General features: G+C 62.9%; 24 protein-coding genes and 3 tRNA genes. 15 read left to right on the forward strand and 12 right to left on the reverse strand.

The features are described from left to right. Positions 1–93 precede the first annotated feature (93 nt). Positions 94–1,779, reverse strand: a complete 1,686-nt coding sequence (gene fadD1, locus ACF8C6_RS14465; protein ID WP_392499929.1) for a long-chain-fatty-acid--CoA ligase FadD1 — start codon at positions 1,777–1,779, stop codon at positions 94–96. Between the two features lie 231 nt (positions 1,780–2,010). After that, entirely contained in the window at positions 2,011–3,699 is a 1,689-nt protein-coding gene (fadD2, locus tag ACF8C6_RS14470; protein ID WP_277691262.1) for a long-chain-fatty-acid--CoA ligase FadD2, read from the reverse strand. Between the two features lie 296 nt (positions 3,700–3,995). Between fadD2 and ACF8C6_RS14475 the strand changes: the two genes are divergently transcribed. From ACF8C6_RS14475 to ACF8C6_RS14490, 4 genes are all read left to right on the forward strand, one after another. After that, positions 3,996–4,730, forward strand: coding sequence for a substrate-binding periplasmic protein (locus tag ACF8C6_RS14475; protein ID WP_392499930.1), 735 nt, complete (start codon positions 3,996–3,998; stop codon positions 4,728–4,730). Between the two features lie 47 nt (positions 4,731–4,777). Next, positions 4,778–5,722 carry an alpha/beta hydrolase gene (locus tag ACF8C6_RS14480; protein ID WP_277691260.1) on the forward strand — a complete coding sequence of 315 codons (945 nt, stop codon included), beginning with the start codon at positions 4,778–4,780 and terminating at the stop codon, positions 5,720–5,722. Positions 5,723–5,734: 12 nt separating this feature from the next. Next, on the forward strand, positions 5,735–6,205 hold the full coding sequence (locus tag ACF8C6_RS14485; RefSeq protein ID WP_392499931.1) for a MaoC family dehydratase: 471 nt from the start codon (positions 5,735–5,737) through the stop codon (positions 6,203–6,205). Positions 6,206–6,336: 131 nt separating this feature from the next. Continuing rightward, on the forward strand, positions 6,337–7,626 hold the full coding sequence (locus tag ACF8C6_RS14490; RefSeq protein ID WP_392499932.1) for a M18 family aminopeptidase: 1,290 nt from the start codon (positions 6,337–6,339) through the stop codon (positions 7,624–7,626). A 42-nt stretch (positions 7,627–7,668) separates the two neighbouring features. Here ACF8C6_RS14490 and ACF8C6_RS14495 read toward each other — a convergent pair whose 3' ends face one another. Further along, positions 7,669–8,385: a UTRA domain-containing protein gene (locus ACF8C6_RS14495; RefSeq protein ID WP_277691257.1), complete on the reverse strand. Its 717-nt coding sequence runs from the start codon at positions 8,383–8,385 to the stop codon at positions 7,669–7,671. Between the two features lie 299 nt (positions 8,386–8,684). On the opposite strand from ACF8C6_RS14495, the gene ACF8C6_RS14500 reads away from it, so the two are divergent. Genes ACF8C6_RS14500 through ACF8C6_RS14525 form a run of 6 tightly spaced genes read left to right on the forward strand, consistent with a single transcriptional unit; the run spans position 8,685 to position 13,855 of the window. Beyond that, positions 8,685–9,740 carry an ABC transporter substrate-binding protein gene (locus ACF8C6_RS14500; protein WP_392499933.1) on the forward strand — a complete coding sequence of 352 codons (1,056 nt, stop codon included), beginning with the start codon at positions 8,685–8,687 and terminating at the stop codon, positions 9,738–9,740. A 46-nt stretch (positions 9,741–9,786) separates the two neighbouring features. Next, positions 9,787–10,593, forward strand: a complete 807-nt coding sequence (locus tag ACF8C6_RS14505) for an alkaline phosphatase family protein (protein ID WP_392499934.1) — start codon at positions 9,787–9,789, stop codon at positions 10,591–10,593. Continuing rightward, complete coding sequence (locus ACF8C6_RS14510; protein WP_392499935.1) at positions 10,593–11,432, forward strand: ABC transporter permease; 840 nt, start codon at positions 10,593–10,595, stop codon at positions 11,430–11,432. The genes ACF8C6_RS14505 and ACF8C6_RS14510 overlap by 1 nt, the downstream gene beginning before the upstream one ends. Then, on the forward strand, positions 11,422–12,216 hold the full coding sequence (locus ACF8C6_RS14515; protein WP_392499936.1) for an ABC transporter permease: 795 nt from the start codon (positions 11,422–11,424) through the stop codon (positions 12,214–12,216). Before ACF8C6_RS14510 ends, ACF8C6_RS14515 begins: the two co-directional genes overlap by 11 nt. Beyond that, a complete protein-coding gene (locus ACF8C6_RS14520; RefSeq protein ID WP_392499937.1) occupies positions 12,213–13,202 on the forward strand; it encodes an ABC transporter ATP-binding protein in 990 nt (329 codons plus the stop codon). The genes ACF8C6_RS14515 and ACF8C6_RS14520 overlap by 4 nt, the downstream gene beginning before the upstream one ends. Further along, positions 13,202–13,855, forward strand: a complete 654-nt coding sequence (locus ACF8C6_RS14525; protein ID WP_392499938.1) for an HAD family hydrolase — start codon at positions 13,202–13,204, stop codon at positions 13,853–13,855. Before ACF8C6_RS14520 ends, ACF8C6_RS14525 begins: the two co-directional genes overlap by 1 nt. 1 nt (position 13,856) lies before the next feature. Here the strand turns inward: ACF8C6_RS14525 and ACF8C6_RS14530 are convergent, their stop codons facing one another. Then, complete coding sequence (locus tag ACF8C6_RS14530; RefSeq protein ID WP_392499939.1) at positions 13,857–14,819, reverse strand: NAD(P)H-quinone oxidoreductase; 963 nt, start codon at positions 14,817–14,819, stop codon at positions 13,857–13,859. A 155-nt stretch (positions 14,820–14,974) separates the two neighbouring features. Here ACF8C6_RS14530 and ACF8C6_RS14535 point away from each other — a divergent pair, with 155 nt between their 5' ends. Both ACF8C6_RS14535 and ACF8C6_RS14540 read left to right on the forward strand, forming a co-directional pair. Next, on the forward strand, positions 14,975–17,053 hold the full coding sequence (locus ACF8C6_RS14535) for a carboxy terminal-processing peptidase (RefSeq protein WP_392499940.1): 2,079 nt from the start codon (positions 14,975–14,977) through the stop codon (positions 17,051–17,053). Between the two features lie 92 nt (positions 17,054–17,145). Further along, positions 17,146–18,906, forward strand: coding sequence for a bifunctional diguanylate cyclase/phosphodiesterase (locus ACF8C6_RS14540; RefSeq protein ID WP_392499941.1), 1,761 nt, complete (start codon positions 17,146–17,148; stop codon positions 18,904–18,906). Here the strand turns inward: ACF8C6_RS14540 and ACF8C6_RS14545 are convergent. Genes ACF8C6_RS14545 through ACF8C6_RS14555 form a run of 3 tightly spaced genes read right to left on the reverse strand, consistent with a single transcriptional unit; the run spans position 18,890 to position 20,042 of the window. After that, complete coding sequence (locus tag ACF8C6_RS14545; RefSeq protein WP_392499942.1) at positions 18,890–19,369, reverse strand: tetratricopeptide repeat protein; 480 nt, start codon at positions 19,367–19,369, stop codon at positions 18,890–18,892. The two genes, ACF8C6_RS14540 and ACF8C6_RS14545, sit on opposite strands and share 17 nt — an antisense overlap. Then, positions 19,369–19,734: a hypothetical protein gene (locus ACF8C6_RS14550; protein ID WP_277691244.1), complete on the reverse strand. Its 366-nt coding sequence runs from the start codon at positions 19,732–19,734 to the stop codon at positions 19,369–19,371. Before ACF8C6_RS14550 ends, ACF8C6_RS14545 begins: the two co-directional genes overlap by 1 nt. Next, entirely contained in the window at positions 19,731–20,042 is a 312-nt protein-coding gene (locus tag ACF8C6_RS14555; protein ID WP_392499943.1) for a helix-turn-helix domain-containing protein, read from the reverse strand. The genes ACF8C6_RS14550 and ACF8C6_RS14555 overlap by 4 nt, the downstream gene beginning before the upstream one ends. 164 nt (positions 20,043–20,206) lie before the next feature. Here ACF8C6_RS14555 and ACF8C6_RS14560 point away from each other — a divergent pair, with 164 nt between their 5' ends. After that, positions 20,207–20,911 carry a substrate-binding periplasmic protein gene (locus ACF8C6_RS14560; RefSeq protein WP_392499944.1) on the forward strand — a complete coding sequence of 235 codons (705 nt, stop codon included), beginning with the start codon at positions 20,207–20,209 and terminating at the stop codon, positions 20,909–20,911. Here the strand turns inward: ACF8C6_RS14560 and ACF8C6_RS14565 are convergent. From ACF8C6_RS14565 to ACF8C6_RS14585, 5 genes are all read right to left on the reverse strand, one after another. Further along, positions 20,908–21,327: a DUF1232 domain-containing protein gene (locus ACF8C6_RS14565; protein WP_392499945.1), complete on the reverse strand. Its 420-nt coding sequence runs from the start codon at positions 21,325–21,327 to the stop codon at positions 20,908–20,910. The genes ACF8C6_RS14560 and ACF8C6_RS14565 overlap by 4 nt on opposite strands. Before the next feature lie 355 nt (positions 21,328–21,682). Then, complete coding sequence (locus ACF8C6_RS14570) at positions 21,683–22,393, reverse strand: FKBP-type peptidyl-prolyl cis-trans isomerase (RefSeq protein WP_392499946.1); 711 nt, start codon at positions 22,391–22,393, stop codon at positions 21,683–21,685. Between the two features lie 222 nt (positions 22,394–22,615). Further along, a tRNA-Asp gene (locus ACF8C6_RS14575) sits at positions 22,616–22,692 on the reverse strand. Positions 22,693–22,800: 108 nt separating this feature from the next. Then, positions 22,801–22,877: transfer RNA gene (locus tag ACF8C6_RS14580), tRNA-Asp, on the reverse strand. Between the two features lie 15 nt (positions 22,878–22,892). Next, positions 22,893–22,968 (reverse strand) — tRNA-Val (locus tag ACF8C6_RS14585). Positions 22,969–23,128: 160 nt separating this feature from the next. Here ACF8C6_RS14585 and rdgC point away from each other — a divergent pair. Next, positions 23,129–24,049: a recombination-associated protein RdgC gene (gene rdgC, locus ACF8C6_RS14590; protein WP_341691705.1), complete on the forward strand. Its 921-nt coding sequence runs from the start codon at positions 23,129–23,131 to the stop codon at positions 24,047–24,049. A 165-nt stretch (positions 24,050–24,214) separates the two neighbouring features. Next, entirely contained in the window at positions 24,215–24,529 is a 315-nt protein-coding gene (gene sugE / locus ACF8C6_RS14595; protein ID WP_392499947.1) for a quaternary ammonium compound efflux SMR transporter SugE, read from the forward strand. Positions 24,530–24,556 lie beyond the last annotated feature (27 nt).

Consider the following 24,556-nt stretch of genomic DNA (forward strand, 5'->3'; position numbering starts at 1 on the left):
ACTGCCCAGCCGCATGTACTGCACATGACGGCTGAGCATCAGGCAAAAACGAAAAAGCCCCGCCGAAGCGGGGCCTTTTCTGGCTAGCGAAGATCAGGCCGCGGCCAGTTTCTTCAGCTCCTCGTCACGCAGCTCACGGCGCAGAATCTTGCCGACGTTGGTGGTCGGCAGCGCATCGCGGAACTCGACGAAGCGCGGCACCTTGTAGCCGGTGAGGTTGGAGCGCATGTGCTCCATCACCTGGTCCTTGCTCAGGCTCTCGCCCGGCTTGACCACGATGAACACCTTGATCGCCTCACCCGACTTCTCGTCCGGCACACCGATGGCGGCGCACTGCAGCACACCCGGCAGGGTGGCGAGCACGTCTTCCAGCTCGTTCGGGTACACGTTGAAGCCGGACACCAGGATCATGTCCTTCTTGCGGTCAACGATGCGCAGGTAGCCATCTTCCTGAATCACGGCGATATCGCCGGTCTTCAGCCAGCCGTCGTTGAGGATTTCATCGGTGGCTTCCTGGCGCTGCCAGTAACCCTTCATGACCTGCGGGCCCTTGACGCACAGTTCACCACGCTCGCCCAGCGGCAGATCGTTGCCCTCGTCATCGATCACCTTGCACAGGGTCGACGGAACCGGGATGCCGATGGTGCCGATCTGGATGTTCTGGTACGGGTTGACGGTGGCGACCGGGCTGGTCTCGGTCATGCCGTAGCCTTCACAGATGGAACAACCAGTGACTTCCTTCCAACGCTCGGCAGTGGCGAGTTGCAGGGCCATGCCACCGGACAGGGTCAGCTTCAGGCTGGACAGATCCAGACGGCGGAAGTCTTCGTTGTTGCACAGGGCGACAAACAGGGTGTTGAGGCCGACGAAAGCAGTGAACTTCCAGTTCGACAGCTCCTTCACCGTGCCCGGCAGGTCGCGCGGGTTGGTGATCAGGATGTTGTGATTGCCGGTCAGCATCATCGCCATGCAATGGAAGGTGAAGGCGTAGATGTGGTACAGCGGCAGCGGGCAGATGACGATCTCGCAGCCTTCACCCAGGTTGGAGCCCATCAGCGCCTTGGACTGCAGCATGTTGGCCACCAGGTTGCGGTGGGTCAGCATCGCGCCCTTGGCTACGCCGGTGGTGCCGCCGGTGTACTGCAGCACGGCGATCTCGGTATTGCTCGGGTTGGCCTCGGTGAACGACTTGCCACGGCCCAGCGCCAGCGCCTTGTTCAGCTTGACGGCCTGCGGCAGGTTGAACGCCGGCACCATCTTCTTCACATGCTTGACCACGGCGTTGACCAGCAGGCGCTTGAGCGGGGGCAGCAGATCACCCACTTCAGTGACGATGACGTGCTTGACGCCGGTCTTGGGCAGCACTTCCTCGGCCAGGTGGGCCATGTTGGCCAGGCAGACCAGAGCCTTGGCACCGGAGTCGTTGAACTGGTGTTCCATCTCCCGCGCGGTGTACAGCGGGTTGGTATTGACCACGATCATGCCGGCACGCATGGCGCCGAACACCACGACCGGGTATTGCAGAACGTTGGGCAGTTGTACGGCGATGCGATCGCCGGCTTTGAGATCGGTGTGGTTCTGCAGGTAGGCGGCGAAAACGCCAGAGAGTTCGTACAGCTCGCCGTAGGACAGGGTTTTGCCCATGTTGCTGAAAGCAGGCTTATCGGCAAAGCGTTGGCAGGACTCTTTCAGTACGGCCTGGATGTTGGGGTACTGGTCGGCATCGATTTCGGAGGAGATCCCGACAGGGTATTTGTCCTTCCAGAAGTTATCGGTCATGGAAGCCTACTCCTGAGCAACAGCTTGTCTACACCGCGCATGATGGCGGCTATTTGTTGTGATGTTTTGCCCTTGGCGCGAGGTGGGGCCTGGCGCAAAGCGTGCCGAGAGTAGCAGCTTTGCCGGGGGTCGCCTAGCACCAAACATGGCCACCCCGGTCAGAAAAATGACCGATCATTAACGACCGGTCACTTCCTGATTAGCGGATAAGGAAGTCGCCTGAATCGTGCTTCAGGCGATATCGCGCAGCTCGCGGCGAAGGATCTTGCCAACCGGGGTCATCGGCAGCGCATCCTTGAGGACGATGTGCTTGGGGACCTTGTAGCCGGTGAAGTTCTCCCGGCAGAAGGCCTTGAGCTCATCGACGGTCACGCCGCCCTCACGCGGTACCACGAACAGCTTGACCGCCTCGCCGGACTTCTCGTCCGGCACGCCGATTGCCGCGCAAGCCGCAACTTTCGGGTGGGCCATGACCACATCCTCAATCTCATTGGGGTACACGTTGAAACCGGAGACGATGATCATGTCCTTCTTGCGGTCGACGATGCGCACATAGCCATCCGGATCGATTACCGCGATATCACCGGTCTTGAACCAGCCCTCGGCATCCAGCACCTCGGCGGTAGCTTCCTCGCGCTGCCAGTAGCCCTTCATCACCTGCGGGCCCTTGATGCACAACTCACCACGCTCGCCCAGTGGCAGCTCCACGCCGTTATCGTCGATCACCTTCAGTGCGGTACCGGCCACCGGGATGCCCACGGTGCCCAGCCGCGACAGCGCGCCATAGCAGTTGGTGGTGGCCACCGGCGAGGTTTCGGTCAGACCGTAGCCTTCGACTACCGCACAGCCGGTCATCTGTTCCCAGCGCTCGGCCGTGGCCTTGACCAGCGCGGTGCCGCCGGAGTTGGTCAGCTTGAAGTTGGAGAAATCGAGGTTCTTGAACTCGGGATGGTCCATCAGCGCGACGAACAGGGTGTTCAGGCCCAGCAGCGCGGAAAACTTCCACTTGCCCAGTTCCTTGACGAAACCGGGGATGTCGCGCGGGTTGGTGATCAGCACATTGTGGTTGCCGCTGACCATCATGCACATGCAGTTCGCGGTGAAGGCATAGATGTGATAGAGCGGCAGCGGCGCGATCATGATCTCGCTGCCTTCCTTCATCAGCGGCTGGCCGTCGTCGCCCAGCTGCTGCATGCAGTTGTGCACCTGCTGCATGTTGGCCACCAGGTTGCCATGGGTGAGCATCGCGCCCTTGGCCACGCCGGTGGTACCGCCGGTGTATTGCAGCACCGCCACATCGTCCAGACCCACCTGGGCCGGTTTCAGTGCATGCCCCTTGCCGCCACGCAGCACGTCCTTGAAGGAGATGGCCTGGGGCAGGTGGTAATCCGGCACCATCTTCTTCACTTTCTTGACCACGGTATTGACCAGCCAGCCTTTCAGGCTCGGCATGAAATCGCCCATGCGCGCTTCGATCAGGTATTCGAGCTGGGTATCGGGCAGTACCTCCTGCACCGACTTGCCGAAGGTATTGAGGTACACCAGCGCACGCACGCCGGCGTCATTGAACTGATGACGCATCTCGCGCACGGTGTACAGCGGGTTGGTGTTGACCACGATCAGCCCGGCGCGCATGGCGCCGAACACCGCTATCGGGTAATGCAGCACGTTGGGCATCTGCACTGCGATGCGGTCACCCGGCTTGAGATCGGTGTTCTGCTGCAGCCAGGCACCGAAGGCGGCCGACTGGCGCTCAACCTCTGCGTAGCTGAGCGTGACCCCGAGGTTGCTGAAGGCCGGACGGTCGGCGAACTTCTTGCAGGATCGTTCGAACACTTCGACCACCGAACGGTAGGCGGTCAGATCAATGTGGTTGGCGACTCCGGCCGGGCGCTTATCGTCCCAGAAATCAGGTTGCATTGTTGTTATCCCCTTGCCCTGAATGTGCTGGCCGGTCGCCTGCGAGTGCGACCGGGCTGTGCCGGAACTTAGCAGCTCCCCACCCACTGGCAAATAGCCGAACGCGCCAATTGACCGTATGAATCTTTGCCATGCTTTACAGCGATTCGTCGCCCCTTGGTCTATAGCTAGGGTCTGACGAGGTTTTGCCACAGCCAAAACGGGCCCATCCCTGCGAGCTGCGCAATTCTTCGCTGCAATGCGACTGGCGACAAAACGTCAACCGCCCCTGAAGTTCATCACCCGCTGAGCGTGCCATGCCCCGCCTGCTCCTGCCGATCCTGCTCGCCCTGCTCTGCCTGCCACTCCAGGCCGAACCGCGCCTGGCGACGCTGGAATACCCACCCTACAGCTCCAGCGGGCTCGAAGGCGGTGGCAGCATCGTCGAGCTGACCCGGCGCGCCTTTGCCAGTCAGGGCTATCAACCGCAGATCGACTTCCTGCCCTGGGCACGGGTGCGCGCCGAGTTGCGCGCAGGCACTTATCAGGGGGCCCTGGCCCTGTGGCCACAGGAGATCAAGGAAGAACAGCTGATCGCCTCAAGACCATTGTTCTACAGCCAACTTGGCCTGTTTGCTCGCCAGCAAGATCCCGTCCGCTTTTCCAGCCTCGCTGATCTGCGTGGGCTCAAGGTCGGTATCGTGCGCGGTTATGGCTACCCGCCGCGTCTCCTCACCTCAGGCCTTATTACCGAAGAAGCAGTTGATGACATCAGCAACCTGCGCAAGCTGGCGGCCCGCCGCTTCGATTTGGTGCTACTGGAGCGCATCGTCGGCGAGCACCTGATTGCCAACGACAGTGAACTACGCGGCCGACTGGTGTGGCAGGAGCCGGCGCTCGAGCGCATCCCCCTGGTAGTGGGTTTCACCAGTCATCGTGAGGGTGAACCAGACTGGGCCGCCATCTTCGAGCGCGGCCTGCGCGAACTGCACGGCAGCGGGGAATACACACGCATCCTCAAACGCTACGCGGCACCGCCCTTTGCGCAATGAGCGCGGCGATGCACAATGCCGCGACACCCCGGGCATAAGGACCCGCCATGCAACAAGAAAACTCCTGGATTGGCGCCAGTGACGGCACCGCCCTGCACCTCACCCGCTGGTACTCGGATCGCCCCCCGAAAGCAGCCCTGATGATCGCGCACGGCATGGCCGAACACTCGGCGCGCTATGCCCGGCTGGCCGGTGAGCTGGTGGACAACGGCTACGAGGTCTACGCCATCGACCAGCGTGGTCACGGCCAAACGGCGCAGCGCGGCATCCAGGGCCACTACGCCGAGCGGGACGGCTGGAGCAAGGTGGTCGGCGACCTCGCCAGCCTCAACCACCATATCCGTAAGCAACACCCGCAGACGCCGATCTTCCTGCTCGGCCACAGCATGGGCAGCTACATCGGCATGGCCTACCTGATGCAGCACAGCTGCAGCCTGCAGGGCGCCATCCTGTCTGGCTCCAACTATCAGCCACTGCCGGTGTACAAGGCCGCAGCACTGGTTGCCCGCTTCGAGCGCTGGCGCCTGGGCCCGACCGGTCGCAGCAAGCTGATCGATTTTCTCTCCTTCGGCTCCTTCAACAAGGCGTTCAAACCCAACCGCACTGCCTTCGATTGGCTCAGCCGCGACCCGGACGAAGTCGACAAGTACGTCGATGACCCGCAATGCGGCTTCGTCTGTACCACCCAGCTGTGGTGTGACCTGATGCAGGGCTTGCAGCAGATCACCCCCGTCGAAAACCTGGCGCAGATCGATAACGACTTGCCGCTGCTGGTGATCGGCGGCGCACACGACCCAGTCAGCGCTGGCAAACGCCTGGGCGATCTGGCCGGCGCCTTGCGTACCGCCGGCCTCAAGGAGGTCGAACTGAAGATCTACCCCGAAGCCCGTCACGAGCTGCTCAATGAGAGCAACCGCAACGAGGTCACCCACTACCTGCGCGACTGGCTGGAGCGAGCCCTGGCCCGCAGCCGCCAGTGCCCCACTCCCTGAAAGGACCGCTCCATGAGCCAGATCACCAACATTCCCTACGAAAAACTCGCAGTCGGCCAGCAGGCCAGCCTGGTCAAGACGGTCGATGAACGCGACGTTCAGCTGTTCGCCGCCGTCTCCGGCGACAACAACCCGGTACACCTGGACGCCACCTTCGCCGCCGAAACCATGTTCAAGGAACGTATCGCCCACGGCATGTTCAGCGGCGCACTGATCAGTGCGGCCATCGCCTGCAACCTGCCCGGTCCCGGCACCATCTACCTGGGCCAGCAGCTCAAATTCACCCGCCCGGTGAAGCTTGGCGACACCCTCACCGTGCAGCTGGAAGTGCTGGAAAAACTGCCGAAGAACCGCGTGCGCATCGCCACCCGGGTGTTCAACCAGAACAATGAGCAAGTCGTGGACGGCGAAGCTGAAGTCCTCGCCCCACGTGCCGAGCAGACCCTGAACATGCCGGAGATGCCCAAGGTCACCGTCGGCTGAAGCCCACCAGGGCAGTTACCGGATGACCTCCGGGACTGCCCCGCCAAACCTGGCGCACAACAGCCGGACTCTCCTGCCAATCATCGGGCCGAATCCGATAAACTCCGCTGCATCGCTGTCCGGAGTCCGTTATGCGCACAGAGCTGAACCAGGGCCTGATCGATTTCCTCAAGGCCTCGCCCACCCCCTTCCACGCCACCCGCAGCCTGGCCCAACGCCTGCAGGCCGCCGGCTACAAGCCGCTGGACGAGCGCGAGCCCTGGCACACAGAGCCCGGTGGCCGTTACTACGTCAGCCGCAACGACTCCTCGATCATCGCCTTCAAACTGGGTAACCGCGCGCCGCTGGACGGCGGCCTGCGCCTGGTCGGCGCGCATACCGACAGCCCCTGCCTGCGCGTCAAGCCGCAACCGGAACTGCAGCGCCAGGGCTTTTTCCAGCTCGGCGTGGAAGTCTACGGCGGCGCCCTGCTCGCCCCCTGGTTCGACCGCGACCTGTCACTGGCCGGCCGTGTCACCTTCCGCGAGAGCGGCAAGGTGCAGAGCCTGCTGATCGACTTCCAGCAGCCCATCGCGGTGATTCCCAACCTGGCCATCCACCTCAACCGCGAGGCCAACCAGGGCTGGGCGATCAACCCGCAGACCGAACTGCCACCGATCCTGGCCCAGGTCTTGGGCGACGAGAAAGCCGACTTCCGCGCCCTGCTCACCGAGCGTCTTGCCGAGGAACATGGCGTCAGCGCCGACGCGGTGCTGGATTACGAACTGAGCTTCTACGACACGCAGAGCGCCGCCGTGATCGGCCTCAACCAGGAATTCATCGCCGGCGCGCGCCTGGACAACCTGCTGTCCTGCTACGCCGGCCTGCAGGCCCTGCTGTCAGCAGAAGGTGAGGAAAGCTGCGTGCTGGTGTGCACCGACCACGAGGAAATCGGCTCCTGCTCGGCCTGCGGCGCCGACGGTCCCTTCCTCGAACAGGTGCTGCGCCGCGTACTGCCGGAAGGTGAAGATTTCGTGCGCTGCATCCAGAAGTCGCTGCTGGTCTCGGCCGACAACGCCCATGGCGTGCACCCCAACTACCCCGACAAACACGACGCCAACCACGGCCCCAAACTTAACGCCGGCCCGGTGATCAAGGTCAACAGCAACCAGCGCTACGCCACCAACAGCGAAACCGCCGGCTTCTTCCGCCACCTGTGCCTGGCCGAGGAGGTGCCGGTGCAGAGCTTCGTGGTGCGCAGCGACATGGGCTGCGGCTCGACCATCGGCCCGATCACCGCCAGCCAGCTGGGCGTGCGCACCGTGGATATCGGCCTGCCAACCTTCGCCATGCACTCGATTCGCGAGCTGGCCGGCAGCCAGGACCTGGCCCATCTGGTGAAAGTGCTCAGCGCCTTCTACGCCAGCGCCGAGCTGGCGTGAAATCTGGCCCCCTCTCCCACAGGGAGAGGGGAATCAGCCCCCTCAATCCGGCACTTCCACCCGTACCCGTACCGCGTCGTGGCGCCAGTACTCCACATCGCAATCGATGATCCGCCCGCGCTGGTCGCGGTTGACCCGGGTGATGCACAGCCCCGGGCTGCCCGCTGCCGCCTTGAGGTTGAACGCCGCCTCGGCCGGCAGTGCCGTGGGCAGGATGTCGAAAGCCACCCGCCCGTAATGAATGTCGTACTGGCGCTCATACATCTCGGTCAGCGAAGTGGTCAGGTCGTTATCGAGAATGCCGGGGAAATAGGCCGGATTGAGGTAGTGCTCGACATACAGCACCAGCCGCCCGTCGATGCGCCGCACCCTGCGGATCTGCAGCACCGAGGACAGTGCCGGCAGCCCCAGGCGTGCGCAAATATCCGCTGGCGCCGGCATGCTGCGCGCACTGATCAGCTCGGTAGACGGCACCCGCCCCTGCTCGCGCACCATGGCGTGATAGTGGCTGCGCCCCAGCGGGTTGTAGTCCAGCCGGCGCGGTGAAACGAACCAGCCGCGGCGCTCCTCGCGGTAGATCAAGCCCTCGGACTCCAGCTGGCCCAGCGCCTCGCGCAGGGTGATACGGGTAGTCTCGAACAGCTCGCTGAGCTTGCGCTCGGCCGGCAGCTTGCCGCCCTGAGGCAACAGGCCGTGGTCGATCTGCTCCTGCAGGGCACGGCAGATGGCAGTCACGGTACGCGGCGCTTCTTCGCGCATGCAAATCTCCCTTCTGGAATAGACCAGCACCAAAGCAGTGCCTGAACTGGCCATGCTAGGCAGCCTAGATGACTCTCAGATGACAGCCAGACGATGCTCGCTGATGCCTGCATGCCCTGTGCCACAGCACCTGGAACCCTCCAGATAAATCAGTCACTTGGCCATGGTCTACGCTTTCCTGCGGCACGCGAAGAACGAAGATCGCCGCGTATTCGCCATAAAAGCGTCACAGAAGGCTACTAGATTTGGCCTGGGTCTTGCTGATCTAGACCAACCTTTCACCTGACAAGGAGCACCACATGAAACGCCTGCTGCTGGCTTCACTGCTGGGATCGGCCGTCATTCTGGGTAACCAGGCCATGGCCAATGAGGATTTGAAAGCGCTGGAACAAGCCGCCCGTGCCGAGGGCGAAGTCAACAGTGTCGGCATGCCCGACAGCTGGGCCAACTGGAAAGACACCTGGGCCGACCTGAACAAGCTGTATGGCCTCAAGCATATGGACACCGACATGAGCTCGGCGCAGGAAATCGCCAAGTTCGACGCCGAGAAGGACAACGCCACTGCCGATATCGGCGACGTTGGCGCCGCCTTCGGCCCCATCGCCGTGCAGAAGGGCGTGACCCAGCCGTACAAGCCAAGCACCTGGGAGCAGATCCCGGCCTGGGCCAAGGATCAGGACGGCCACTGGATGCTGGCCTATACCGGCTCCATCGCCTTCATCGTCAACAAGAATCTGGTCAAGGAAGTGCCCAAGTCCTGGGCCGAGCTGAAACAGGGCAAGTACAAGGTCGCCATCGGTGACGTCAGCGCTGCCGCCCAGGCGGTCAACGGCGTGCTGGCCGCCGCCATCGCCAACGGCGGTGACGAGAAGAACATCCAGCCGGGTCTGGACTTCTTCGCCGAAATCGCCAAGCAGGGCCGCCTGTCGCTGTCCAACCCGACCATCCAGACCCTGGAAAAGGGTGAAGTGGAAGTCGGTGTGGTATGGGACTTCAACGGCCTGTCCTACCGCGACCAGATCGACCCGAGCCGCTTCGAAGTGCTAATCCCGTCCGACGGCTCGGTGATTTCCGGCTACACCACCATCATCAACAAGTACGCCAAGCACCCCAACGCGGCCAAGCTGGCCCGTGAGTACATCCTCTCCGACGCCGGCCAGATCAACCTGGCCAAGGGCAACGCCCGGCCGATCCGTGCCGAGCACCTGACCCTGCCAGCCGAGGTGCAGGCCAAGCTGCTGCCCAACGAGCAGTACGCCAAGGTCCAGCCGATCAAGGATGCCGCCGCCTGGGAAGCCACGTCCAAGGCCCTGCCGCAGCAGTGGCAGGAAAACGTGATCATCGAAATGCAGTAATCGTGATGCGGGGTCTGCCGGCCCCGCACTCACCAAGGAATTCCCGATGAAGCACAAAGTCATCCTGGTACTGCTCGACGGCCTCAACTTCGAGGTCGCCAGCCACGCCCTGGGCCATCTGTACGCCTATCGCAACGCTGGCCGCGCCCAGCTGTACAAGCTGGAATGCGAACTGCCGGCGCTGTCGCGCCCGCTCTACGAATGCATCCTCACCGGCGTCGCACCGATCGACAGCGGCGTGGTGCACAACGACGTGGTGCGCCTGTCCAATCAGCGCAGCGTGTTCCACTACGCCCGCGCAGCCGGCCTCTCCACCGCCGCCGCGGCCTACCACTGGGTCAGCGAGCTGTATAACCGCGCGCCCTTCGTCAGCGCCCGCGATCGCCTGACCTGCGACAGCAGCCTGCCGATCCAGCAGGGCCTGTTCTACTGGGCCGACCATTACCCGGATTCGCACCTGTTCGCCGATGCCGAGAGCCTGCGCCTGGCGCACAGCCCGGACTTCCTCCTGGTGCACCCGATGAACATCGACGACGCCGGCCATCGCCACGGCGGCCAGTCGCCCGAATACCGCAACGCCGCCCGGCGCGCCGACGTGATCCTCGCCGACTACCTGCAGCGCTGGCTGGATGCCGGCTACCAGGTGCTGGTGACCGCCGACCACGGCATGAACGCCGACCGCTCGCACAACGGCCTGCTGCCCGAGGAACGCGAAGTGCCGCTGCTGGTATTGGGCGATGCCTTCAGCCTCGATCCAGAAGCTGCACCGCGCCAGACCGAGCTGTGCGGCACCCTTTGCGCCCTGCTCGGCGCGCCCCACGACAAAACCCTGTGCAAGGAACTGCTCAAGTGATGCCTGCATTACGCGGCAAATGGCTGCCCCTGCTCTGCCTGCTGCCCTTCGCCCTCTTTTTCTTCGCCTTCCAGATCGCCCCACTGCTGTGGGTGGCGATCAACAGCCTGATCGTCGGCGACAGCTGGAGCCTGGCCAACTTCCAGAAAATCTTCTCGTCCAAGTTCTACCTGCAGGCGATCAAGCACAGCCTGCAGATCGCCTTCTGGTCCAGCCTGTTCGGCATCGTCATCGCCATCCTCGGCAGCTACTCGCTGCGCCAGGTGGACTCCAAGCTGCGCGACTTCGTCATGGCCTTCTCCAACATGACCAGCAACTTCGCCGGCGTGCCGTTGGCCTTTGCCTTCATCATCCTGCTCGGCTTCAATGGCGCACTGACCCTGCTGCTCAAGCAGGCCGGGGTGATTGAGGACTTCAACCTCTACTCCAAGACCGGCCTGATCGTGCTTTACACCTACTTCCAGATTCCCCTGGGCGTGCTGCTGCTCTACCCGGCCTTCGACGCTCTGCGCCAGGACTGGCGCGAGTCGGCCCAGTTGCTCGGCGCCGGCACCTGGGATTTCTGGCGCCACATCGGCCTGCCAGTGCTGACCCCGGCGCTGCTCGGCACCTTCGTCATCCTGCTGGCCAACGCCCTCGGCGCCTACGCCACCGTCTATTACCTGACCACCGGCAACTTCAACGTGATGCCGATCCGCATCGCCGGCCTGGTCGCCGGCGACATCAGCCTCGACCCCAACCTGGCCAGTGCCCTGGCTATGGTGCTGGTCGGCCTGATGGCGCTGATCACCGTCGTGCACCAGTGGCTGCTGCGCAGGAGCTATCACGATGCGCGCTGAAAGCAAACCCGCCGCCCTCTATCACCGCATCGTGGTCTGGCTACTTTTTCTGATCCTGCTATTGCCGCTGGCGGCGACCCTGCTCTACTCGCTGTCCACCAGCTGGGGCGCGACCATCCTGCCGGACGGCCTGACCCTCAAGTGGTACCTGGCGCTGTGGAGCGACAGCCGCTTTCTGAACGCCTTCGGCCAGTCGCTGCTGGTCTGTTTCGGCGCTCTGGCCCTGTCGGCGCTATTGATCCTGCCGTTGCTGTTCGTGGTGCATTACCACTTCCCCAAGCTGGACGGGGTGATGAACATCCTCATCCTCCTGCCGTTCGCCGTGCCTCCGGTGGTGTCCTCGGTGGGCCTGCTGCAGGTTTATGGCTCCGGGCCACTGGCGATGGTCGGCACGCCGTGGATATTGATCGGCTGCTACTTCACCGTGGCCCTGCCGTTCATGTACCGCGCCATCACCAACAACCTGCAGGCGATCAACCTGCGCGACCTGATGGACGCCGCTCACCTGCTCGGCGCCAGCACCTGGAAGGCCGCCTTCCTGGTGGTGCTGCCCAACCTGCGCAACGGCCTGATGGTCTCGCTGTTCCTCTCCTTCAGCTTCCTGTTCGGCGAGTTCGTATTCGCCAACCTGCTGGTCGGCACCCGCTACGAAACCCTGCAGGTGTACCTGAACAACATGCGCAACAGCAGCGGGCACTTCAACAGCGCGCTAGTCATCTCCTACTTCTTCTTCGTACTGGTCTTCACCTGGGCGGCCACGCGCCTGAATAAGGACAAGGCATGAGTTACCTTTCCATCCGTAATCTGCACAAAAGCTACGGCAGCACCTCGATCTTCAGCGACATCAACTGCGAGATCGAACAGGGCGAATTCGTCACCCTGCTCGGCCCCTCCGGCTGCGGCAAATCCACCCTGCTGCGCTGCATCGCTGGTCTGACCGAAGTCGACGGCGGGCAGATCCTCCTCGGCGAGCAGGACCTGGTGCCGCTGGCGCCACAAAAGCGCGGCATCGGCATGGTGTTCCAGAGCTATGCGCTGTTCCCCAACATGACGGTGGCGCAGAACGTCGCCTTCGGCCTGCGCATGCAGAAGGTCGCCAAGGACGAAACCGCCCAGCGCGTCGACGAAGTGCTGCGCCTGGTGGAACTGCACGAGTTCGCCGCGCGCTACCCGCACCAGCTCTCCGGCGGCCAGTGCCAGCGCGTGGCCCTGGCGCGCTCGCTGGTCACCCGTCCGCGCCTGTTGCTGCTCGACGAGCCGCTGTCGGCGCTGGATGCGCGCATCCGCAAGCATCTGCGCGAGCAGATCCGCGCCATTCAGCAGGAGCTGGGTCTGACCACCATCTTCGTCACCCACGACCAGGAAGAAGCGCTGACCATGAGCGACCGCATCTTCCTGATGAACGCCGGCAAGATCGTCCAGAGCGGCAATGCGGAATCCCTCTATACAGCCCCGGTGGATGCCTTCGCCGCCGGCTTCATCGGCAACTACAACCTGCTCGACGCCGACGCCGCCAGCCGCCTGCTGCTGCGCCCGGTGCACAGCCGCATCGCCATCCGTCCCGAGGCCATCCAGTTGCACGACAGCGGCGCCATTGCCGCCGAAGTGCTCGGCCACAGCCTGCTGGGCAACGTCATCCGCTACCGGGTACAGGCCAACGGCGTGGAACTGCTGGTGGACGTACTCAATCGCAGCGAAGGCGAGCTGATCGGCAAGGGCCAGTGCATCGGCCTGTCCATCGACGCCAACGCAATCCGGGAGGTGGCCTGATGGCCCTGGCAATCTTCGATCTCGACGAAACCCTGATCCACGGCGACTGCGCCTCGCTGTGGGCCGAGCACATGGTCGACCTGCAGTGGGTCGACCGCGACAGCTTCCTGACCCGCGAACAGGAGCTGATGACCCTCTATTCCCAGGGCCGGCTGGCCATGGAGGATTACATGGCCTTCACCCTGTCGCCGCTGGTCGGGCGTACACCGGAGGAAGTGGCCTTCGTCGTCGAACCCTTCGTCGAGGACGTGATCGAGCCGATCATCTACAGCGACGCCATGCGCTGCCTGGCCAGCCACCGCGCCGCCGGCGATCGCCTGCTGATCATCTCCGCCTCGGCGCACTTCCTGGTCAGCGCCATCGGCGAGCGCCTGGGCGTGGAAGAGGTGCTGGCCATCGACTGCGAGCTGCAACACGGCAGCTACAGCGGTCGCACCCAGGGCGTACTGACCTACCGCGAAGGCAAGGTCACCCGCCTCGACGCCTGGCTGCAGGCCGAGGGAGAAACCCTGGAGGGGGCGCATTTCTACTCGGATTCACGCAACGACCTGCCGTTGCTGGCGCAGGTGCCGCACCCGCATGCGGTCAATCCCGATCCCACGCTGCGCGAGCATGCGCAGCGCGAGGGCTGGGACATCCTGCACTGGCGTTAACTCAGACCAGGCTATCGTCGAACTGCAGCACCAGCTTGCCACTGACCTGATTGCTGGCCAGCGCGGCGAAGGCCGCTTCGGCGTCCTTGGCCGCGTAGGCACGCTCCAGCTGCGGCTTCAATCGACCTTCGCCGAACAGCGGCCAGACGTGGTGCTGCAAATCCGCCATCAGCTCGGCCTTGAACTGCTCGTCGCGGTTGCGCAGGGTCGAGCCGATCAGCTGGATACGCTTGCCCAGCAGCAGCGCCATGTCCAGCTGCGCCTTGCTGCCACCCATCAAGCCGATGCACACCCAGCGTCCGTCACGGGCCAGCAGTTGCAGGTTGAGGTCGGCATAACTGGCCCCGACCGGATCGAGAATCGCATCGAAGGGACCGAAGTCGCGCAGACTTTGCAGATCCTCACTGCGAATCGCCCCGCCCTGGGCACCCAGCGCCTCACAGTAGGCCAGGCGCTCGGCCGAACCGACGCTGACCCAGCAGGGGTTGCCGAAGGCCTTGCACAGCTGGATCGCGGCAGAGCCCACACCGCTGGCGCCAGCGTGCAGCAGCACCTTCTCGCCGGGTTTGAGCGCCGCCAGCTGGAACAGGTTGAGCCAGGCGGTCGCATACACCTCTGGCAGCGCCGCAGCCTCGACCAGGGACACACCCTCCGGCACCGGCAGCGCATGGCGCGCGTCTACCAGCACCTCCTCGGCCATGCCGCCACCCGCCAGCAGCGCGCAAACCCGCTCACCCACCTGCCACTGGCTACCGGCACCAGCCTCGACCACAACCCCGGAGCATTCCAGGCCGAGCGTATCGCTGGCCCCTGGCGGCGGCGGATAGTGGCCGGCGCGTTGCAGCAGATCCGCACGGTTAAGGCCAGCGGCGGCGACACGAATGCGGATCTGCCCCACATCGCAGGCAGAAAGCGACCGCTCCACCCATTCCAACTGCCCTTCAACGCCTTGCAATGCCTTCATGCTGCCTCCATAGTGAATGAGACCCCGGCGTAGACGGCGCGCGGCTTGCGCCACCGAACTCCGGGTTTTTGCATTTTGCCGCTCGGCTCCAACGGAACCGGCGCCCTACTAGACGGCCTAATATGCGTTATCACCTGCCTTCGCGTCGAACCACCATGCAGAGACTTATCCCCGCCACCGCCCTTGCCCTGCTGCTTGGGTTCAATGCCCTGCCCGCCGCCGCCAAGGCCGCTGCCGAGAACTGGGCCTACCTGCAGCCGGATCGCGAACAGGTGATCGCCAGCCTCAATGTGGTCGAGCTGCTCAAGCGCCACCACTACAACAAGCCGCCACTGGACGATGCCCGCTCGCAGAAAATCTACGAGGGCTACCTGCAGATGCTCGACCCGGCGCGCAGCTATTTCACGGCGACCGACATCGAGAAGTTCGACCGCTGGAGCAAGCGCTTCGACGACCTGCTCAAGGGTGGCGACCTGGAGCCAGGCTTCATCATCTACCGCACCTACCTGCAGCGCTCCGAAGAGCGTCTCGACTACGTCGACGCACTGCTCGCCAAGGGGGTCGACAAGATCGACTTCAGCATCGACGAGAACCTGCTGGTGGATCGCGAAAAGGCCCCCTGGGCCAAGAACAACGCCGAACTGGATGACCTCTGGCGCAAGCGCGTCAAGGACGAAGTACTGCGCCTGAAGATCGCCGGCAAGGAGCCCAAGGACATTCAGGAGCTGCTGCAAAAGCGCTACAAGAATCAGCGCAAGCGTCTGGCGCAGACCCGTGGCGAAGACGTGTTCCAGGCCTACATCAACGCCTTCGCGCAGACCTACGACCCGCACACCAACTACCTCTCCCCGGACAACGCGGAAAACTTCGACATCAACATGAGTCTGTCGCTGGAAGGCATCGGTGCCGTCCTGCAAAACGACAACGAGTACGTCAAGGTCGTACGCCTGGTGCCGGCTGGCCCGGCTGAGAAAAGCAAGCTGATCGCCCCGGCCGACAAGATCATCGGCGTGGCCCAGGGCGACAAGGAAATGGTCGACGTGATCGGCTGGCGCCTGGACGAAGTGGTCAAGCTGATCCGCGGCCCGAAAGGCTCCAAGGTGCGCCTGGAGGTAATCCCTGCCAGCAACGCGCCGAGCGACCTGACCAGCAAGGTGGTCACCATCGTTCGCGAGGCGGTCAAGCTGGAGGAACAGGCGGCGCAAAAGTCGGTACTCAAGCTGCAGCACGAAGGCCGTGAGTACAAACTCGGGGTGATCAAGGTTCCGGCCTTCTACCTCGACTTCAAGGCCTACCGCGCCCAGGACCCGAACTACAAGAGCACCACCCGCGACGTGAAACGCCTGCTCGGCGAGCTGAAGCAGGAAAAAGTCGACGGCGTGGTCATCGACCTGCGCGACAACGGCGGCGGCTCCCTGCAGGAAGCCACCGAGCTGACCGGCCTGTTCATCGACCAGGGCCCGACCGTACTGGTGCGCAATAGCGACGGCCGCGTCGACGTCCTGGCCGACGAGGAACCCGGCGTGTTCTACAGCGGCCCGCTGGCAGTGCTGGTGGATCGCCTGTCCGCCTCCGCCTCGGAAATCTTCGCCGGCGCCATGCAGGACTACCATCGTGCCCTGATCCTCGGGGGCCAGACCTTCGGCAAGGGTACGGTACAGACCATCCAGCCGCTCAACCATGGCGAGCTGAAGCTGACCCTGGCCAAGTTCTACCGGGTTTCCGGGCAGAGCACGCAGCACCAGGGCGTACTGCCGGATATCGCCTACCCGAACATCGTCGACACCCAGGAAATCGGCGAGAGCGCCCTGCCCGAGGCCATGCCCTGGGACAGCATCAAACCGGCCGTGCGCCCGGACAGCAACCCCTACAAACCTTTCCTGGCTGAGCTCAAAGCCCGCCACGAATCGCGCACGGCAAACGATCCGGACTTCGTCTTCACTCGCGAGCGCCTGGCGCTGACCCAGGAGCTGATGGCCGAGACCAGCGTCAGCCTCAACGAGGAAAAACGCCGCGCCCAGCACGCCGATATCGAGAAGCGTCAACTGGCCCTGGAGAATACCAAGCGCAAGGCCAAGGGCGAGGAATTGCTCAAGGAAATCAAGGCGGAAGATGAAGACGCCAGCCCTGTCGAGCCAGAGAAGACCAAGCCGGAAGACGATGCCTATCTGACAGAGAGCGGGCGCATCCTGCTCGATTACCTGGGGCTGGAGGCGACCATCGCCAAGCACTGAGGCAACGGTCATCAAACAGTCACTGAACTGTCGTGAAATAGAGGCCGGTAGCGATACCGGCCTTTTTCTTTTCCGCCAGATCGAGACACCCCATGACCGTCACCGAGCAGTTGAGCGCCCTGGAGTCCATCCTTGCTCACGGCGACCTCCATAGCCTGTTCCAGCCCATCATTAGCCTCTCCGAGCAGCGTATTCTCGGCTACGAGGCCCTGACCCGTGGTCCATCGAACAGCCCACTGCACGCCCCCATCGCGCTATTCAGCGTGGCCCGCAACTGCGGGCGCCTGAGCGAGCTGGAACTGCAGGCCCGCAAGAGCGCCTGCCAACACTTCAGCGCACAGCAACTGCAAGGCAAGCTGTTCCTTAACGTCTCTCCGGAGTCGCTGCTGGAGCCCAGCCACCAGCCGGGCCGCACCCTGAAGCTGCTGAGGGACTTCGGCATTCCGCCGGATCAGGTCGTCATCGAACTGACCGAGCAGGCTCCCATCGACGACTTCGCCCTGCTCGACACGGCTCTGCACCACTACCGCGCCATGGGTTTCTCCATCGCCCTGGACGACCTCGGCGCCGGCTATTCCAGCCTGCGCCTGTGGTCGGAACTGCGCCCGGACTACGTAAAGATCGACCGCCATTTCATCGACGGCATCCACCAGGACGCCGTCAAACGCGAGTTCGTCGACTCCATCCTGAAGATGGCCCGCGCCTCGCGCGCCCAGGTGATCGCCGAAGGCATCGAGCTGGAAGAGGAGCTGGCCACACTGATCGAGATGGGCATTGACCTGGTGCAGGGCTACCTGCTCTGCCGCCCTCAGGAACAGCCGCCCCGCGATGCGCAGAAACTGCTGCCGCGCCTGGACAACCTCTCTCCCACGCTGGGTGAAGAAAGCGGCGACCTGTCAGCCCTGCTCAACGAGCAACAGGCCGTACCGCAGCAGACCGCCATCGCCGAAGTGCTGGAGGCCTTCCGCGCCCAGGCCAACCTCAATTCCCTGGCGGTGCTCGACGAGCAGGGCCAGCCGGTGGGCATCGTCCACCGCCACTCGCTGTCGGACGCACTGCTCAAGCCCTTCGCCACCGATCTGTTCGCCCGCAAGCCGATCAGCCGCCTGATGAGCACGGACTTCCTCGCCGTCGATATCGGCCAGTCGCTGCAACAGGTCAGCCGACTACTCACCAGCCGCGCCCGGCAGCGCATTGAAGAAGACTTCATCATCGTGCAGAACGGCCGCTACCGTGGCCTGGGACGAGTCATCGATGTACTCAAGCTGATCACCGAACTGAAAATCCAGCAGGCCCGCCATGCCAATCCGCTGACCCTGCTACCGGGCAACGTGCCCATCCAGCAATGCCTGGGACGTCTGCTGCAGCAAGGCCGCGAAGCCGTGGTGTGCTATGTGGATATCGACAGTTTCAAGCCGTTCAACGACCTGTACGGCTATGCCAAGGGCGACGAGGTACTGCTGTGCCTGGCGCAGTGCCTCAACGAACGGGTCGACCCCAGCCGCGATTTCGTCGGGCACATCGGTGGCGACGACTTTCTCCTGGTGCTGGGCTCAGCGGACTGGCGCAAGCGCCTCAATCAGCTGCTGGAAGACTTCCAGGCCCAGTGCCGGCGTTTCTACCACGACGAGCACCTGCAAGCCGGTTGCTTCGTCAGCCACAACCGCCAGGGCAAGCGGGAAGAATTTCCTTTGCTGTCACTGTCGGTCGGCGTAGTGCATCTACACCCGCAAAGCTGCCAGCACCTCGACGCCAGTCAACTGGCCGGTATGGCTTCCGAGGCCAAGCGCCACGCCAAGGCGGTGCCGGGTTACAGCCTGCACATTCTCGACACGCTCAGCCTCTCGGCTTGAGCCCAAGCTCCACGGCACGCCGAGCATAATGCTCGGCCAGAAGTGGGTCCGCCTCAACGCCGGGTGCGCCATCACGATACAGGTTGGAGAGGCGTTGAGCCGCCAGCGGATGCCCCGCCTCGGCAGCCAGGCACCACCAACGGGCCGCCGCTTCGCCATCAGGCGTCTGGCGACTATCGCCCGCCAGCACCTGCACGCCCACCTGGTAAGCCGCCTTGCCATCGCCGCCCTGGGCAGCCAGACGCAACAAACGCAGCCCCTCTTCGCGAGCGCCCAAGCCCTGGCCGCGAAACAGCAGGATATGACCGTAGAAGCTTTGCGCCGACACATCGCCCATGGCCGCCATGCGGGCGAATTGCCCCTGCATCCAGGACCAGGCACGCGGCTGACGCAATAACCATGACCAATGAAACAGACGCCGCGCCAGCCCGTAACTCAGGCGAGCGCGCAGACGCAGGAGCATCAGGGCTCCTCGGGGTAGCTGAACTCGAAGACCCGCGCTACTTCAGCGGCATGCCAAGATGCAGCCGCCACACCATCGGAGGGGCCGGTAAAGCGCCCCAGACGCGTGACGTAATCGAAGAAGCCGGTACGCGGCAGACGGCTGGCGCCCTGACTGATCACCAGCGCACTGCGCAGTGGACGCTCGGCGCGAGCATCCAGCGCGGCCAGATGTTCGAGCGCGGCGGTCAAAGTCTGCATGGCGGGAGTCGGCAGCTGCAGGCGCTCGACCAGAGCACGGTAGGTCAGCAGATGGCGTTGGCGCCGGGCATGCTCCAGCTCCCCGAGCAGAGCCTGCCAGTGCTGTCGATGAATGCGTACGCTCAAGACGGCCGCTCCCAGTCAGTCACTTCGAGCACCCGCGCCAGCGAGCGCAGAATCGCGCTGTCCGGCTCACGCTCACCGCTCTCGATCAGGCCCAGATAGTGCGGGCTGATTCCCACGGCCCGGGCCAGATCGGCCTGGGACATTCCTTTAGCCTCGCGCAGCTCGGCCAATCGGCTCAGTGGCGAACTGGCAGCCTCCGCTGCCGGAGCTACAGCCTGCCCGGCAGCCTGTAGCAGGGCCTGATATTCAGCCCAGGGCAGCACGGCGTATTCCGGTGCCCCCTCGCGCATGATCACTTGCACACTCATACAACACTCCATGAAACCCAGTGCCAACACGCCCGGCAGGTCCTTGCAGTTCATGTTCAACAGCCCGGTTATGGTGCAAGCCTGACCTATACTGACCCCGCAGACAAGAGTCGAGAGGCCGTAGAACAGTGGTGATACGCAGCTTTCTAGCGGGAGTACTGCTTATGAGCAGCACTCCCGCCACGGCAGAGTTGCTCTGGGGCTTCGGCCCGCATGACGGCATGCCCTATGTCGCCGTACGCCAGCATCAGCTGATCGGCGGCTTCACCCGCCTGCTGGGCGCACGGGTGAGCAGTGAACTGGCCATCCCGGTACGCTTCATCGAGACCCCCAACAACCGTCTCGAAGCTTTTCTGCTCGAAGGCCGCATCCAGATCATCTGCAATGCCCATCCGGACTGGATGCCTCAAGCCAGTCGACTGCACTGGTCTGCGCCGCTGTATCAGGAAGAGGATCGCCTGCTGCAACATGTACAGAGCCCCGACTTCAGCGACCTTGCCAAGCTGCAGGGTAAGAGCCTGGGTACCAGCCTGGGCTTCATCTACACAGAGCCGCTGATGAGTGCATTCAGCAACGGCAAGGTAGTGCGTCAGGATGTGAGCGACTTGGAAACCCGTCTGCAGATGCTCAGCCGTCAGCGCCTGGATGCCCTGATCGACATGCAGCGCCCATTGGCCTACCGCCTGAGCCGCAACCCGACACTACCCGTACGTTTCAGCAGCTGGGTGGTCAATCGATACTGGATGCATTGCGCCTACAGTCCGCATCTGAAAATGGCAGCGGAACAACTCGACCAAGTGCTGCTTGAGCTGCGCGACAGCGGTGCAATAGAAGCACTGTTCGAACAGGCCAACCGGGAAAACTATTAACGCTCCGGAGGCAACTTCTCGATACGCGCCAGCTCCTGCGGCGACTGTTGGGCTCGCCAACCCGCATAGCGCTGCAATTCGTCGTCCCAGGTGCGCAACACCCAGGCCAGCACCGCCAGATCATCCAGCAAGCCCAGCCCCAGCAGCCAGTCCGGCACCGCATCCAGCGGCGCCAGGAAGTACACCAGAGCAGCGACCACCGCCAGCAGGGCCTTGGAGTTGATAGCGCGATACTCACCACGCCACCAGGCCGCGCACAGCCCCTGCAGTAATAACAAATCCTCGCGCAGCCGCGAGAATCGCTCGCTACTAGTGCTTTTTCTCGACACCGCCAACAGCAATGCCGGCAGCCGTCCACGACTCAACACACGTCGGGCCTGACGCAGGTAACGGTCACCTACCGCACGATATTTCATCGTCACCTCCAGCAATACCGCACCACTACTGATTCGCAGCAGGTTATCCACCAAGCCTGTGGATAAACCTGTGAACACATCCTTTACAACACGAGCAAACGCCCAAGCCACGGGGCCGGACAACAGATCGAACACTTTTTGGACAGCAAAAAAAATTCATTAAAATCATAAAGTTATGTTATGCGGCCCGATCGCATAAACCGTAACAGTCGCTAGCAGAAGAGTTACCACACGAATGTGCATAAGCGTAACACCTGCCCTCTCTCACCTCCCTTTCAGACTCACCAGTCGCCGATTAATCCGCCCCCAATGAAAACGCCCCGACAAGCGGGGCGTTTCTGACCAGGGGATCGCCTTATTCGGCAGGAGCAGCCGGATCTTTGATCGCCAGCAGCTCCAGATCGAATACCAGCACGGAGTTGGCCGGAATCGCCGGGCTTGGGCTTTGCGCGCCATAGGCCAGTTCGCTGGGGATGTACAGCTTGTACTTTTCACCCACGTGCATCAGTTGCAGACCTTCGACCCAACCCGGGATCACGCCGCTGACCGGCAGATCGATGGGGCTGCCACGCTCGATGGAGCTGTCGAACACACTGCCATCCGTCAGCTTGCCTTCGTAGTGCACAGTCACCACGTCGGTCGCCTTGGGCTGGGCGCCATCGGTCTTCTTGATCACTTCATACTGCAGGCCGGACTCGGTGGTGACCACGCCTTCCTTCTTGCCGTTCTCTTCAAGGAACTTCTTGCCGGCAGCCGCCGACTCCTCGTTGAGTTTGGCCATGCGTTCCTCGGCGCGCTTTTGCAGGAAGGCAAAGGCTTCGGACAGTTCCTCATCCTTCAGCTTCTGCTCTTTCTTGCCGATGGCATCCTCGATACCCAGGGCAACGGCCTTGGAGTCCAGATCATCCAGACCTTCCTGCGACAGGCTCTTGCCCATGTTCAGGCCGATGCCATAAGAGGCTTTCTGCGCGGGAGTCTTCAGCTCCACTTCGCTGGTCTGTGCATCGCAGCCAGCCAGAACCAGGCCAACCAGGGCAACCGCTGCCGCAAGACGATGTTGTTTCATGCTTGTTCCTTGTGATGCCGCGTGGGGCGAAAAGAGAGAGCGCGAGCTTAGCAGCCCGCGACAAGCACTGGCTACGGCACATTAGGAACAGTGAACCAGAGATAAGTTCAGATATTGGCGGGCATTCAAGCTGCGACGCTACGCAGGACTTGCAGGCAAAAAAAAGCGACCTTTGCGGTCGCTTCTTTCAGCTTGATCAGCGATCTGACCAAGGCTTGTATATGGCGCAGCGGACGGGACTCGAACCCGCGACCCCCGGCGTGACAGGCCGGTATTCTAACCGACTGAACTACCGCTGCGCGTAACCTGCTTGCTGGCGAGAGTTCAAAGGGCTCGCAGCAAAAAAAAAACGACCTGATCGGCCGTTTCTTCCAGCTTTGGTCTTCAGTCTGACCAAGGCTTATATATGGCGCAGCGGACGGGACTCGAACCCGCGACCCCCGGCGTGACAGGCCGGTATTCTAACCGACTGAACTACCGCTGCGCGTAACTGCGAGATTGGTGGGTGATGACGGGATCGAACCGCCGACCCTCTGCTTGTAAGGCAGATGCTCTCCCGGCTGAGCTAATCACCCTTCACTCTCGAAGTGGGGCGCATTCTAGAGAGCGATCCGAACCTTGGCAAGCTCTTTTTTTAAAAAAATCTGCAATCGTTCCAAAGGCTTAGCGATGGGTTGGCCAATACGTCCCGGCAGAGAATAATGCGCGCTTTGCGTACTTTGGAGAGACCGCCGCATGTGGTTCCGCAACCTGCTCGTCTATCGCCTCACCCAGGATCTGCCGTTCGACGCCGAGGCACTGGAGGCTGCACTGGCCAGCAAACTGGCCCGCGCCTGCGCCAGCCAGGAGCTGACCACTTATGGTTTTATCGCCCCCTTCGGCAAAGGTGCCGATGCACCGCTGGTACATGTCAGTGGCGACTTCCTGCTGGTGGCCGCGCGCAAGGAAGAACGCATCCTGCCCGGCAGCGTGGTGCGTGACGCCCTGAAGGAGAAAGTCGACGAGATCGAAGCGCAGCAGATGCGCAAGGTCTACAAGAAGGAGCGCGACCAGCTGAAGGACGAGATCGTCATGTCCCTGCTGCCCCGCGCCTTCGTCCGCCGCTCCGCCACCTTCGCCGCCATCGCCCCCAAGCTCGGTCTGATCCTGGTCGACTCGGCAAGCGCCAAGAAAGCCGAAGACCTGCTGTCGACCCTGCGTGAAGTGCTCGGCAGCCTGCCGGTGCGCCCGCTGGCGGTGAAAATGGCACCCACCGCCACCCTCACCGACTGGGTCAAAACCCAGCAGGCCGCGCCGGACTTCTTCGTGCTTGACGAGTGCGAACTGCGTGATGTCAACGAAGACGGCGGTGTGGTGCGCTGCAAGCGCCAGGACCTGACCAGTGAGGAAATCCAGTTGCACCTGTCGTCCGGCAAGCTGGTCACCCAGCTGTCGCTGGCCTGGCAGGACAAGCTGTCCTTCGTGCTCGACGACAAGCTGGTGATCAAGCGCCTGCGCTTCGAGGATCTGCTACAGGATCAGGCCGCCCAGGACGGTGGCGACGATGACCTCGGCCAACAGGACGCCAGCTTCACCCTGATGATGCTGACCTTCTGCGACTTCCTGCCGGCCCTGTTCGAAGCCCTGGGCGGCGAGGAAATCCCGCAAGGTATCTGACCAACAAGACAACTTTGGTAACCTTTGCCAGGGCTCGCCTGTCCTCTCGGGCTTGCCCTGTGCAGTCCCCTGTGCAAAATAGCGCACATCGCGAGGACGACCTCGCAACTCTCTTCTGAGTCATCATCCGGGACGGCCCGCTCAGTAGCAGTAAGGAGCCCTCTCATGTCCTGGATCATCCTGTTTTTTGCCGGTCTGTTCGAAGTCGCTTGGGCCATCGGCCTCAAGTACACCGACGGTTTCTCCCGCCCTCTCCCTACCCTGCTCACCGTGAGCGCCATGGTTGTCAGCATCGGCTTGCTCGGCGTGGCCATGAAGGAACTGCCGCTGGGCACGGCCTATGCGATCTGGACCGGAGTCGGCGCCGTGGGCACGGTGATCGCCGGCATCCTGCTGTTCGGCGAGGCCATGACGCTGGTGCGCCTGGCTAGCGTCGGCCTGATCGTCGCGGGGCTGGTCGGCCTCAAGCTCAGTCATTGAGCCGCAACCAATAAAAAGCCCGCCAAT

Source organism: Pseudomonas sp. zbq_18, from assembly GCF_043102245.1.
Taxonomy (GTDB): Bacteria; Pseudomonadota; Gammaproteobacteria; order Pseudomonadales; family Pseudomonadaceae; genus Aquipseudomonas.